This is a genomic window from uncultured Eudoraea sp. (assembly GCF_947490415.1).
GTDB lineage: Bacteria > Bacteroidota > Bacteroidia > Flavobacteriales > Flavobacteriaceae > Eudoraea.
In genome coordinates, this window is sequence record NZ_CANLGX010000005.1 from 166924 (window position 1) to 180722 (window position 13799).

Consider the following 13799-nt stretch of genomic DNA (forward strand, 5'->3'; position numbering starts at 1 on the left):
CCGAAAATATCAACAAGGTGTGACAATCCCTGGGAAAAATAGTATTTTCGTTTACTCTCCAGTTCACAAAAATAGGAGAATAAACTACTTTGGCCAATTCCGATAAAATAAAGAAAGAAACGCCTCTGATGAGGCAGTACAATACCATCAAGACCAAATATCCTGATGCACTTCTGCTATTCAGGGTGGGCGATTTTTACGAAACTTTTGGAGCGGATGCAGTAAAAGCAGCAGGAATTTTAGGGATCGTGCTTACACATAGAAACAATGGGGGTGAAAAGACAGAACTGGCAGGTTTTCCGCATCATTCCCTTAACACCTATCTCCCTAAACTGGTTAAGGCAGGGCAGCGGGTTGCCATTTGTGATCAATTAGAAGATCCTAAATTAACCAAGACCATAGTTAAACGCGGGGTTACCGAGTTGGTTACCCCGGGAGTAGCATTAAACGATGATATTCTAAGTGCTAAATCCAATAATTTTCTCTGTGCGGTCCATTTTGGAAAAAATATTCATGGTGTTTCCTTTCTTGATATCTCTACGGGTGAATTCCTCACTGCAGAAGGTAATCTGGAACAAATAGACAAATTGCTGCAAAATTTCTCTCCCAATGAAGTGCTGGTTTCCAAAACGCACAAGACAGATTTTACAGAAGCTTTTGGAACGCGTTTCCATACCTTCTTTATGGAAGACTGGATTTTTCAGGAAGATTACGCTTTTGAAACGCTTACCAACCATTTTAAAACAGCTACTTTAAAAGGTTTTGGCGTAGCTCAGCTGAAGTATGGTATAATTGCCTCAGGAGTCATTATGCATTATCTATCTGATACCCGGCACAGTCAATTGAAGCATATCAGTAAGATACAAAGAGTAGCAGAAGAAGAATATATATGGATGGACAGGTTTACCATTAATAACCTGGAATTGTACACTTCACATAATGAAAACGCTGTCACTCTAATAGATGTTATTGATAAGACGATTTCTCCAATGGGAGGCAGGATGTTAAAGCGCTGGCTGGCACTTCCCCTTAAAAATATTGAAAAAATAAGAAGCAGGCATGAGGTAATTTCTTATCTCCTTGAGAATGAAGGTTCACTGCAAAAACTGCAATATGGGATTAAACATATTGCTGATCTTGAACGGCTGATTTCCAAAGTTGCGACCGGAAAAGTAAACCCCAGGGAAACGGTACAGCTAAAAAATTCTTTGGAAGCTATTGTTCCTATTAAGCAATTAATAACACAAAGTAAAAACAAATCATTAAGCCAAATAGGTGATCAGTTAGATACCTGTGGTCTCGTGCGTGAAAAAATAAAAAAGCTGTTACAGGAAGATGCCCCTGTTAATGTTCTTAAAGGTAATGTTATTGCAAAAGGATATTCTGAAGAACTGGATGAACTAAAGGCTTTAGCTTTTACCGGAAAGGACCATCTTGATCAGATGCTGAAAAGAGAAACACAACGAACCGGGATTACTTCTCTGAAAATTGCTTCTAACAATGTTTTTGGATATTATATTGAAGTGCGTAATACACATAAGGATAAGGTGCCTGAAGAATGGATACGCAAGCAAACCCTGGTAAACGCAGAACGCTATATTACAGAAGAACTTAAGGAATACGAATCCAAGATATTGGGGGCTGAGGAACGTATTTTAAGCCTTGAACAGCAATTGTTCTCCCAATTGATTGTATGGCTGCAGGAATATATTTTACCTGTACAAAAAAATGCTTATCAGATTGCTAAACTCGATTGCCTTTGTGGTTTTACGCAATTAGCCATGGAAAATAACTATGTGGCTCCATCTTTAAATGACAGTACGGAAATATCTATTAAAAATGGCCGGCATCCTGTAATAGAAAAGCAACTCCCTTTAGGCGAATCATATATTCCCAATGATGTTGTTTTAAACAGGGAATCACAGCAAATTATTATGATTACCGGGCCAAATATGAGTGGTAAATCGGCTATATTAAGACAAACTGCACTTATTGTTTTGCTGGCACAAATGGGAAGTTTTGTTCCTGCCGAAGCAGCTCAGATAGGCTATGTTGACAAGATTTTTACACGGGTTGGTGCCAGTGATAATATTTCTCTGGGTGAATCTACCTTTATGGTTGAAATGAATGAAACAGCATCCATTCTCAACAATCTTTCTGAAAGGAGTTTGATACTACTAGATGAAATTGGCAGGGGTACCAGCACCTATGACGGTATTTCTATTGCGTGGGCTATTTCCGAATACCTGCATGAACATCCGGCCAGGGCCAAAACCTTATTTGCGACCCACTATCATGAACTGAATGAAATGGCCGCGACCTTTGAGCGGATAAAGAATTATAATGTAGCTGTTAAAGAGCTTAAGGACACGGTCTTGTTTTTAAGAAAACTTGTACCGGGGGGAAGCGCACACAGTTTTGGTATCTATGTGGCTAAAATGGCAGGGATGCCGCAGCAGGTTATCCACAAAGCCGAAAAGATCTTAAAAAAACTGGAGAAATCCCATAGTAGTGAAGAGCTCACCGATAATTTACAAGCGGTACAAAATGAAATGCAACTCAGTTTTTTTAACCTCGATGATCCCTTACTGGAGCGAATTAAGGAAGAACTATTGCATTTAGATATCAATACTTTAACCCCCGTTGAAGCTTTGATGAAGCTTAATGAAATTAAGCGGATGCTCAACAAAAATAAAAAAGCCTCTTCCTGATTTAAACGTGCTTATAAGTCCATTCCTGAACTACCAATTTCCGGTTTAAAATAAATTCATCCCAAATGGTCATTAACCTGATTCTTTTTAAATAAAAGTTCTTTGCTTTTTATAGAATTGTATTAAATTTGCGTCCGCGTCCATTTTTGGGATGCGACGTTCTTTAAAAAACGCGAAAATAGCTTCCCGATAGTTATCGGGAGATGAGCGCCACATTGCCTTAGTAATTAGCACTCGATCTTTTAAAGCCTATTTTCTAAAAACGCGAAAATAGCTCAGTTGGTAGAGCGCCACCTTGCCAAGGTGGAGGTCGCGGGTTCGAATCCCGTTTTTCGCTCAAAGAAAGCTCCACGTGCTGCCCGTGTTTAGGCAGCCGCTACCAAGGTAGTTAGGCTCGAGTGGTGGAATTGGTAGACACGTTGGACTTAAAATCCAATGGCCATTAGGCCGTGCGGGTTCAAGTCCCGCCTCGAGTACTTTTAACCCTCTTAATCATTTGATTTAGAGGGTTTTTAATTTCTATCTAGCCAACTATTAGACAACAAATCTATAATTATTAAAAAATACCCCCTTGATTAAGTCTCAAGAGATTATAGTTTTGAATCCTGTCGAGGTCACTTAATAGAAACGTAACCAATTAAATGTTAATAGGTTTCGTTTTCTTCCTTTGAATAAAAGCCCATATTTAGTCCAAAATATTTCTTTAAGGTGAATTAGGTTGTTTTATTTACCTTTAGTCATCTTATATAAGTCTGAGTCAATAAATCAAAGGTCAACCTATTACTTTTTATGATTCTATTCTAACACTCAGATCTCAATAAGCATTATAAAACAATATTATGAATAGGGTGGTAATCATTGGCAATGGATATGATTTGTCTCTTGGACTAAAATCATCCTATAAATCGTTTTTAATGTGGTACTTGCATTTAAAAGTGATTCCGGGAATCCGTTATATGCCGAAACCTTATGATGACAACCTTATTCGCCTAACAGATAATAATGGTCCATTCCCCAAAGAAGAATTTGACCAAACCGATTTAAAAAATTGTCTTAAACAAATACTCGAAGTAGATACAAAACATTCAAGGAGTAGCGTCTCGCCACTTCTTGATAAGTGTATCAATAATGGGCAAGAAAATTGGGTAGATATAGAACAAACATATTATGATTTGCTATGTAACTATTCAGTTAAAAAAGTAAAGACCGATCAGGATGTTGATATGGTTAATGTGAAGAATCTAAATCGAAGTTTGAAACAGATAAGAATCTTCCTTATCGAATATTTGATCCAGATTCAAAAAGAAATAGATTCGTCGATCTTTCCTATTAAATGGCAAAAACTAAAAGCCCCATTTGAAACTTCTGAGGTTCGTAGCAAGAGATTAGAAAAAATTGAAACAACTAAATTAGAAAATCTTTTAATTTTAAACTTCAATTATACCTCTACGCTTACTCCCTTGATGTTACTCTTTAAAAAGCAACGTATAGAAGCAGAATTAATAAATATACATGGAAACATAGAAAAACCTGATGGGCCAATAATATTTGGATATGGCGATGAAACTATTCAAAGTTATTTGGAACTCGAAAACTTAAATATAAATGAATGTCTAAAAAACATCAAGTCTTTTAAATATTTGGAATCACAGAACTACCAACGCTTAATGAATTTTATTGATATAAAGCATTTCGATGTATTAGTGGTTGGACATTCCTGTGGTATTTCAGATAGAGTCTTACTTAAAAGTATATTTGAACATTCCCATTGCATATTTATAAAACCTTTCATATATCAAAAAATGGATGGAACTAGCGATTATTTCGACAAAATAGCAGCGATTTCAAGACATTTTGAATTAAATCAAGAGATGAGAGACAAAGTAGCACAAAAAAAGTATTGTCCTGATTTCATAAAAAAGTAGCCATTCATATTTAATTAATTCAAGAACAATTTTCGCTTATATATTATGTTGAAAACCGCACAAACCATCCATTTTAACATTTGAATATACTTTTTTAAACTTATAGGAATTAAGGCTAAAAAACCTAGTGGATTGCTAAAGGAATCCTAGTGATTTAAGTATGTTTTTAAGGATAATACTTTTAAATAGTTAGCGTAATACGTTTTAATAATTATCTTCAATAATCAATCTACTGTTTCATTAGATGGACAAGTTTTACAACTCAGTGGGGAGGTTTCTCATACTTGTCCCTAAATTTTGAAATCTCCCCTAGGGCTTCTGATTTTATCTTTTTAAGACTGTCTTGTAGTATTTTTTCTATCCAATCATAAACTTGTTTTTTATACACAGTGTCAACCTCGTTATCGTTCTCTCCCAAAATTTGAAGTGAATCATTATGAACGAGAGAAAATGCTATTAAATCACAGATATTTCCTACTCGAAGTATGCTTTTAACACCAAATTGATAAGCGTAACCCTTTACCCAGTCATTAATATAATCAACTTTGCCTCTATCGTTAAATGGGCGGTCAAGTTCACTCATTTTGCTTTTGAGGATAACCATTGCAATATTTTTTGGAGTATGTTCAAAGTTTTCAGATATAGACCATAGTCTTTGGTTGTTGCTATTAAAAAGTTTTATTTTTTGCATGATGTTTGAATCTATGACCCAAGTTATTAAAGATAGAATTTTTAACATTTAAACAAAACTACACCTTAACAGAAAGCGTTAAGTATTCCTAAAAGGTCATTTCCCGATAATTGTTTTAATATAAAAATCACCATACATAAAGATCTCCCATACGTCTAATTTCTGATGGTGATCTTCCATGGATCATCATTGCGTCATTTAAGACATTAAGATAACGATGAAATTCTTTGACTTGAGAATCTGTAAAGTGATGAAGACAATATCCCGCAAGATGTCGCCTAAGCCTTTCTTTTGTAAAATCCCTTGAGATACGGCTAATTCCAGTAGATAATCTTACTATTTCCTGTGCTTCATCTAGGCTAATTCTGTTATTCAGAATGTACAGTAGTTCATTAGCGGCTGCATTAATGTCCTTGTCTCCTTTTGGAAATCTTGATTCCAACAAATTCTTTAAAATCCTCATTGTTTTTTGTGTCCTTCTTTTTTCTGGATTAAGAAAATCAAATAGTCCCATGATCATCAAGTTAGGTTATTTAATAATTAAATTATCAATTTTCGTTCGTATTCTGTTTGTACAATTACTCAATATTCTTGACATATTTTTTAGCAAAACCTGGAATATTTGAAGTATTATAATAGCTACTGTATTTTTCCCAACACGACAATGTTTTTAAATGATCAATAACTTTTTCATAAGTATAATCATGATCATACTCAAATATTGAAGATTGATACTTACCCCGTTTGAACTTAACTCTTATGACCAATCCCTTTCCATAATCTTTCTCTGAAATCTTATAATGGGAAAGAATTGTACTAGCAATTGATCTATGATCATTATTACTGCTACCAAACTCAACTGATGTTGTTGGTTGTTTAGTCGTCTTGACTTTCTTTACAACTAATCGCTGATTTGATAGTTTTGACGAAAATTTAATTAACATGTCTTGCCCTATGTTTATTATCTTAATCTTATTCCCTGCTGCTTCAAGAAACTCAATAAACTTCTCTTTCTGAATCGATGTTTTATAATACTCTTGGTAAAGAATTTTTTTAACCAGATTTAGGAATATATAATCTTCTCCAAAATCTGAACTCATTTCATATTTCCTAGGTGAAGGAAAGGGAAAATGATTCATTGGAGATAATAATCTTATCATTCTTGAATCTATCGATAATTCTTCAAGTGATTCGCCACGGGGTGCGCACTCAAGAATGTGACAGTGCTTTAAACCAGAAGAAGAAAATAAATTTTCTCGAGAATTTTTCCCATATCTAAAATGATCATTGGAATACTTTTTTTCTTCAGATTTAAGTGCAAATGCAATTGGAAAAGACTTGTTCTCCTCATAAGAAGAGAAATCACTGATTTTCTCCTCAAAACATTCCATATAAAACCATAGAGCAGGCTCATTATCTGTGACGGTAAAGGTTCTATCCCATTCGTTATAAATATTTCCACGATGGGGGTAAGATTTAAACTTTCTGATATAACGGACTTTATTTACATCATTCAAGTAGCTGTACAACGATTCAGTAAACGAAATAATATCATCTACTTTTGGCAATGAGGGAATAATTATTTCTTTAATATAATCTGAAGCAGTTCCTGAATAAGTTGTTTGATCGAAACTTTGCACTACGTTCATAGACGCATTTCTAATTTTTCTGTCCATTTGAATTATTTTTTGCTTTTGAAAATCAAGTAACCCCATGATAATATAAATATTAATTAAAACTATATTATCAAAAGGATTTCGTATTCTGTTTGTTTTTTTTGACTCTCTTTTAGCAAATTATACCTGTTTGAAATAAAATAATTGCATTTTGATATTGATTAGTAATAATTATATAAAATATTGCTAACACATTTATATTAATATCATGTGTTTCCTTTCAGCGTTTTTCCTTTTTGAACCCTCATTACAGAAAAATTTTACACACAAAATTAAAGGCCCCTAATAAGGGTCTTTATTTTAAGTGGGTTGGGCGGTTAAATTAAAACTCCTTAGGAACATTGCTATACCGATCCAGACTATCTCCTTCTTTGAATGTTCCCTTGCCTATTATCTCATCCTTTTCTATATCCCATAGTACCTCAACAAAGAACATATTCAAAGCATAAAGGACATATTTAGAATTACCTTCAATAACTAAATCTAGGAACTTGCCTTTGGCAAATACCGTGTCGTACTACTCATCTTCTGAAAGCATTTTGTATTCGTAGAGTGTCATAGACCTAAATTAAGTATGTTGAGAGCAACTATAATGCAGGATTAAGATGATTTAATACTATTTATATCTATGTTTATGTCAAATAGAGCCTTATGGAAGGAGTGCCTCAAGGCTATCCCTAAGAGCAGTCAGTTTGATGATGATAGGATGATGGCTGTCAGCAGCATTATCACTTATTATCCCTATCTCCCTATCTAGGTCAGTTATCATAGTCTCTACGCTGTCAATTTTGGCTTGAGACATTTCTGGTGACTTCTTAACTACTTCTCCACAACTAATAAGGAGAATCAGAATGGATAATATTGCTGTTGCTTTCATATTTATCAGTTGTTAGATAGTTAAGGAACGAAAGTAAGATATTACTTAATAAAAGCACCTAACATTTATCCCCATTTCAAGCATGCTTATTTAAGGACTGAAAAATGAATTTGAGTCTTATAAGGAAGAAGGGAATAGCTTCCCTGATTAGGCCCAAATTGGGATATTTTTCCAAATCTTAGTTATCTTTATATATCAATGACAAAATATATCCTTTCCAAATCAACCTTTATATTAGAGGTCTTCAGTGCGAAAAGACCTTATATTTATGCAAAAATCACTACAATTTAAAAGACGAGACATCGGCTCATTTTAAAGATATTTTTGATAAGGGCAACACCGTGGGACTTTTGGCTCAAGATTTATTCAATTGCGAAAAAATTGATAACATTGCCTAACAAGAACGATAAACGTGCTGCTATCGCATCACAATTTTATAAACAAACCCTTGAAATTCATTCTAAATATGATTTAAACATAAACACATACTATCTTTGTGAAACGATAATAGAATAAATAGGATTTGTGAATTGTATAGATTTATATAGTGGTATTGGAGGATGGACATTAGGGATGAAGCTTAATGGGATTGATCATGTTAAGTCTTTTGAGTGGAATAAGGATTCTAATCAAACACATAATATAAATTTTGGAACGAATACTGAAGAGATTGATATTAGAAAACTTGATTTCAAGACGTTGCCAGAAGTCGGCACAATAGATTTTGTTGTAGGAAGTCCACCTTGCACACAATTCTCTTATTCCAATAAAGGTGGCGGTGGGGATATCCAAGATGGATTGGTGGATATGTACCAATTTCTTTGTGTGGTTGAATATCTTAAACCAAAGTATTGGGCTATGGAAAATGTGCCAAGGGTTAAAAATATCTTGGAAAAAGCTCTAAACGAAGATTCAAAATTTAAGCGATTCAAGAAACTATTTAATTATTTGGAAGTTGTTGATTCAAGTGACTTTGGTGTTCCGCAGAAAAGGAAAAGAATGATCGCTGGGAATTTCCCTTATAAATTATTTGAATCATATAAAGAACATACAGTTGAAAGAACGCTTGGCGATATTCTTAATGCCCTAGAACAAGATGTTGTAATTGACCCAGTTTATAAATATTCCCTTCCCAAAAACGAAATAACAGACCATATTATAGAAGAAGCACTCAATCCAGAGGAATTGAGATTAAACAGAGAATCAAAAACTTACCACCCAATTTACAATGGCATGTCCTTTCCAGAAAGATTAGATAAACCTTCTAGAACCATAACTTCAACTTGCACAAGAGTTTCTAGAGAAAGCTTGGTCATTAAAAATGGAGTTGGCTATAGAAGACTCACTGTTAGGGAAAGAGGTATGCTCATGGGATTTCCTGTTACATACCAATATTATGGCAAGACATACAACTCTAAATTAAAGATGATTGGAAATGCTATACCCCCAGTAGTAACATATTATTTGTTTCAAAGTATGAAGGAAGTTCCAGTTGAGCAATTGACCTTAATAGATGATGTCAAAGTTTATCGCCATAACTCGCCGACAGAAGAAATCCCTATTACGCCTCCGGATAAAGTAAAGTTCAAATATAGAGATGTGCGTTCTTTTAGATTAGCTATTCCAGAATACAGATTAGGTAGCGGGGTTAGATTCGAACTTTCAAACAAGTGTACAGAGAATATTTGTGTCTGGAGTATAAAATTCTTCTACGGTTCATCAAAGAAAATTAACCAAGTACTATTTACACATAAAAAATATAAGCAAATAATAGAATTTTTGAAAGTTCAGGACGTCAGAATTGACTGTGAACTTAATGAATTAATAAGCTTTTCCAAGACTGTTAGTTCTAGTCAATTGCAAAAAAGGTGGACCCATAAATCTAAGGAGTACACTCATCCTTATGATGTGTTGGATAAGCTTTCTGAGTTTGGATTGAATTTGAAGAAAAGCCTATTAAATGTGAATATTTCTGATTCAGAATTTACTTCAATAGTTGGGAACAATTTGAATGCAAAGCTATTTGATAATAAGGGTTTGATTCTTTCTGGAATTGTTTTAGGGTATGTATTCAATAAAAATATTAAAAAATGAAAATAGGAGCGCAATATTCCCATCTAAATGGTTTCGAATGGATTCAGTATCATCAAAAATCCTTATGGATGGAAATCGAAGAGGTAATCAACGCTATTAATGCAGATGAATATAGAACAAAGATAAGTAAGGAAAAAACCATGAAGGGTAAAAAACTATTTAGCCCGGTTGACTTAAATGGTAGGATAAAGGTCGAATTTGAACATAGAGCATGGTTTGAAAGTAGGACCAGCTATTGGGTTACGGATGATTACAAATTGATTACGAAAACTATGCACTTAAAAGCTGAGGAGCAAAAGGCAATTATAGAAGAGTCAAAAAGAACCCCAATCTATTCTTATAATCAAACAGATTTTGTTAAGAATAGAATTGCTGTAGAAGTTCAGTTTGGTAAATATAGTTTTATTGCATACGATTTATTTGTAAAGCATTTGGCATTTTATATTGGAGATACAATTGATGTGGGCGTTGAGATTTTGCCTATGAAATCAATGCAAGTTGAAATGTCTTCTGGTCCAGGCTACTATGAATCTGCACTCTATGATCTGGCAAGACAGGGAAGGGGTGTGCCAGCAGTTCCACTTGTATTAGTAGGTATTGAACCTTAATTATTCGCATTAGATCATTCTTTCAAATAGGTAGAAGTGTTTATAAAGATCATGCAACAACTCAATTCCACTTTCATTCTCATGGCATAGGTCTTCTATAATATCCAACTCTTCAGATTGTGGAAGTATTGAAATATTGATTTTTTCCTTAAATGACTTTCGAATCTTTTCCATTACAGCAGCAGAATTAGTGTTCGTATAGATTCTAAAAAGTTCATAATATTCTAATTCATGTGTGGTTGAATCTAATAGAAATTCATTTTGAAGGATAAGATCTTCTAATTCTTTTCTCTTAATGTGATAACCTTTTGGATAATCTTTTCTTTTGGCAGTATCAAATAGAGGAGTCTGGACAAATCCTTGAGCAAATATCTCCAAATATTTTCGATTAAGTGCTAGTATAAATTGGTGCAAAATTGGAGTATTGCCCTTAAAAAAACTTTCTCTATAAGACTTGATCAACTGATCAAGGAAGAGGATTGTAATCTTAATCTCATTTATATTTTCAAACTTAAAGTTCAAATGCCAAGCTCTAGTAAAAAGAATATGAATAGTAATCATCTTTTTGAGATATTCAGTATTTTCTATATTAGATATAAGGAACTTAGTATAGATGTGTATGACTTCAACCTTGATGGAATTTGTAGTATTATTACGTTTAATTTCCCAATTATTTGGTCTTAGACTAGTAAAGGAACTTAAATGATCATTCAAGAAATCTTTTAGGGTTGATGAAAAATAAATATCTGTTTCATCTAAGAATTTCTTAAAGAAAAATTCTAACCCCCACATTAAATCGTTATTATAGCTTAGTCTTGTTTCAAAGACCCTCTGATTCTTATCAAGACAGGTGATTACTGAATTAAAATCCTTCTCAAATAACAGATTTGTTAGAATAAAGTCCTTGTCATAATCCCAAATTAATTCTATTAATTCTTTATAGAATTTACATATCACTGCTGGACCACTTTCAGAAATGTTATTATAATAATGAGTTATCCTTTTGAGTAATTCATCTCGAAAGGATTTATATAAAATATCTTTTTGATCAATAGAAGATTTATAAAATTCAGATGTAAATCGCTGGCGTAAAAAATACTTATTTTGTTCTTCAAAACCCATTTAACAAATCTTTAAAAAATCCTTTATCCATATCTACGAGCAATTTTCGGTCTAAATATAAATTTCTATGCTCACAGGAAGTTTCACTTACTAAACTACAGGAAAAGCAAGAAGCAAAATTTAAATCGAATAATCCTTGACCTTCAGACTCCCAGCACAATGGATCGCTATTACAAATAGTAGCTCTTTTTATAGCACTTTTTATTAAATTATTTAGATTTTGACGTCTAGTTTGAGCTATCAATCCTCCCATACTTCCTTCTGCTCCCTCAGCCGTATATATTAAACAGCCATACATTTTATGTTTTATTTCATTGGATACATATATTCTTTCTGACAAAGAGGCCGTGGGATAACCACATCTAAATTCCAATTCTCGCATTATCAAATGAGAAAATGTATGAACTAAATATAATTGCCAATTCATAACATTAGCAAAATCAACAGCACCTTTATTGAATGAATTTGTTTGCTTATGCAAATAAGCTAATTGAATTTGCAATTTTTCTATAATGTTATTATTGTTAATAAACTCATCAATCAACTCATTCTTAAACGAAAAGAAGATGCCTTCACCAAAATTCTCCACTACGGGGTAAACTTGGACTTTATCATTATTACTTCTAAATATATTTTTAGAATGTACATTTTCTGCATCCGGATCTATTGGAACAACTCTTGAAAAATCTAGCTGAGCAGATGTTACTTTCATGTTATCTACTCTAAGTACTCGAGTGAAATAACCTTTAGTTTCTTCATCTAAATTTTGGGTAACCTCCTTTACTTTTAAGTCTTTAGGGTATTTTGTTAATAAAGCCTCATCTTTATGAAACGCTTGGAATTCATTAAATCTATAAATCATTTCACGCTCTGAATCCAAAACTACTGTCTTTTCCTCCCCAGGCTGTTTAGCTTCTAACTCTTTAATTTTATTGTTTAACTCTTCAGCTAAACTGTATTTTTCATTACTAACGGCCTGTTCCTTCTCCGATTCTAATTTCATAATCGCTAAAGCAATGTCACTCTCAAATAATTCACTATGCAAGTATATGCTCGATTTTATTCTTGAATAATAAATGTTATTCCCTGTTGTTAAGGCCACCTTCATCGGTTTTTCACAATTACAAGTTTCGAAAGGAGGCCCCTTTATTCTGGAATTCATATTTCCAGAATATGGAAAACGAACATCTAATGCTGTAGAAGATTCCCAAGGTTTATGGCCAGGACATTTAATTTTAACACCCATTAAACCCTTAAGTGATGTTCCTTTATTTCCTAAACAACCAGGATTATTACAGCGCAGATATTTACCATCATATCCAGATGCATTCCCTATGTTTGAGGTTATTTTAATTTGAGGATTATTACAACAATCTTGATTAATAAATATTTCTACAGAATTTTCTACATATATGGCTAAGGGTTCTTCTTTACGCCATCTTAAAAATTTAGACCATGGAAAATCACTTATATGGCCATGTTCACAAAGTAATATTATATTGTCTTGTTTTAAATCACTTGTCCACCCCTTTTTTTCATTAGCAACATATTTTGGTGGATGAAACTGTTTTCCATATTCATCTGTTTTCTTACCATCACTATCACTTCTTTCAGTCCATTCTTTATACCATTTTCTATATGATTTATAGTTCTTGTTGTCATCTGCAAACACTTTAGGCATATAGGTGCTTGGAATAGCTAATTCAACGCCACTTTTTATTTTATTACTATATGTGACCAACTCAATATCTGGTATTAACACGAGGTATTTCAAGTTTGGCAATTCCTTACTTATTTGCAAAGATTCTAATAATCTATTGTCATTTGAGATTCCTATGTTTCCATTTCTTTCCAATCCAGCATCTATAGAAACTTCTTTAACGATTTTATCTTCAGCGGTTCCTTTTTGAATAAATTCATTATGAATTTCTAAAACCTTTTTTAGAAATCCCCACTCTTCAATACAAGAAATAATGATACTGCCATATTGTGTATGTACTAAAGACCCTGGTCCGCCATATGCAGATAGCAACTTGTATTTACTGACAGATTCGTTTGCAGCGCTATTTTGGACATGTTCTTTTTTTGCCATAAC

Annotated in this window: 10 protein-coding genes and 2 tRNA genes; 6 read left to right on the forward strand and 6 right to left on the reverse strand. The window is 33.4% G+C overall.

Translation table 11 applies throughout. The features are described from left to right. Window positions 1–128: 128 nt before the first annotated feature. The 4 genes from mutS (at window position 129) to Q0874_RS14445 (ending at window position 4636) form a co-directional block, all read left to right on the forward strand. Window positions 129–2711: a DNA mismatch repair protein MutS gene (gene mutS, locus Q0874_RS14430; RefSeq protein WP_299164214.1), complete on the forward strand. Its 2583-nt coding sequence runs from the start codon at window positions 129–131 to the stop codon at window positions 2709–2711. A gap of 264 nt (window positions 2712–2975) precedes the next feature. Then, window positions 2976–3048 (forward strand) — tRNA-Gly (locus tag Q0874_RS14435). 55 nt (window positions 3049–3103) lie between these two features. Further along, window positions 3104–3187 (forward strand) — tRNA-Leu (locus Q0874_RS14440). 363 nt (window positions 3188–3550) lie between these two features. Further along, window positions 3551–4636, forward strand: coding sequence for an AbiH family protein (locus tag Q0874_RS14445; protein ID WP_299164215.1), 1086 nt, complete (start codon window positions 3551–3553; stop codon window positions 4634–4636). A 262-nt stretch (window positions 4637–4898) separates the two neighbouring features. On the opposite strand, the gene Q0874_RS14450 is transcribed toward Q0874_RS14445, so the two are convergent. From Q0874_RS14450 to Q0874_RS14465, 4 genes are all read right to left on the reverse strand, one after another. Further along, window positions 4899–5327 carry a hypothetical protein gene (locus Q0874_RS14450; protein ID WP_299164217.1) on the reverse strand — a complete coding sequence of 143 codons (429 nt, stop codon included), beginning with the start codon at window positions 5325–5327 and terminating at the stop codon, window positions 4899–4901. Window positions 5328–5454: 127 nt separating this feature from the next. Next, entirely contained in the window at window positions 5455–5841 is a 387-nt protein-coding gene (locus tag Q0874_RS14455; RefSeq protein ID WP_299164219.1) for a hypothetical protein, read from the reverse strand. A gap of 64 nt (window positions 5842–5905) precedes the next feature. Further along, complete coding sequence (locus Q0874_RS14460; RefSeq protein ID WP_299164221.1) at window positions 5906–7003, reverse strand: hypothetical protein; 1098 nt, start codon at window positions 7001–7003, stop codon at window positions 5906–5908. 649 nt (window positions 7004–7652) lie between these two features. Next, window positions 7653–7880 carry a hypothetical protein gene (locus tag Q0874_RS14465; protein ID WP_299164223.1) on the reverse strand — a complete coding sequence of 76 codons (228 nt, stop codon included), beginning with the start codon at window positions 7878–7880 and terminating at the stop codon, window positions 7653–7655. A 525-nt stretch (window positions 7881–8405) separates the two neighbouring features. Between Q0874_RS14465 and Q0874_RS14470 the strand changes: the two genes are divergently transcribed. Both Q0874_RS14470 and Q0874_RS14475 read left to right on the forward strand, forming a co-directional pair. After that, window positions 8406–9974, forward strand: a complete 1569-nt coding sequence (locus Q0874_RS14470) for a DNA cytosine methyltransferase (RefSeq protein ID WP_299164224.1) — start codon at window positions 8406–8408, stop codon at window positions 9972–9974. Continuing rightward, entirely contained in the window at window positions 9971–10582 is a 612-nt protein-coding gene (locus tag Q0874_RS14475) for a BglII/BstYI family type II restriction endonuclease (RefSeq protein WP_299164225.1), read from the forward strand. The genes Q0874_RS14470 and Q0874_RS14475 overlap by 4 nt, the downstream gene beginning before the upstream one ends. Before the next feature lie 9 nt (window positions 10583–10591). Here Q0874_RS14475 and Q0874_RS14480 read toward each other — a convergent pair whose 3' ends face one another. Together Q0874_RS14480 and drmB are read right to left on the reverse strand one after the other, a co-directional pair. After that, complete coding sequence (locus Q0874_RS14480; RefSeq protein WP_299164226.1) at window positions 10592–11704, reverse strand: hypothetical protein; 1113 nt, start codon at window positions 11702–11704, stop codon at window positions 10592–10594. Continuing rightward, on the reverse strand, window positions 11694–13796 hold the full coding sequence (drmB, locus tag Q0874_RS14485; protein ID WP_299164227.1) for a DUF1998 domain-containing protein: 2103 nt from the start codon (window positions 13794–13796) through the stop codon (window positions 11694–11696). Before drmB ends, Q0874_RS14480 begins: the two co-directional genes overlap by 11 nt. Window positions 13797–13799 lie beyond the last annotated feature (3 nt).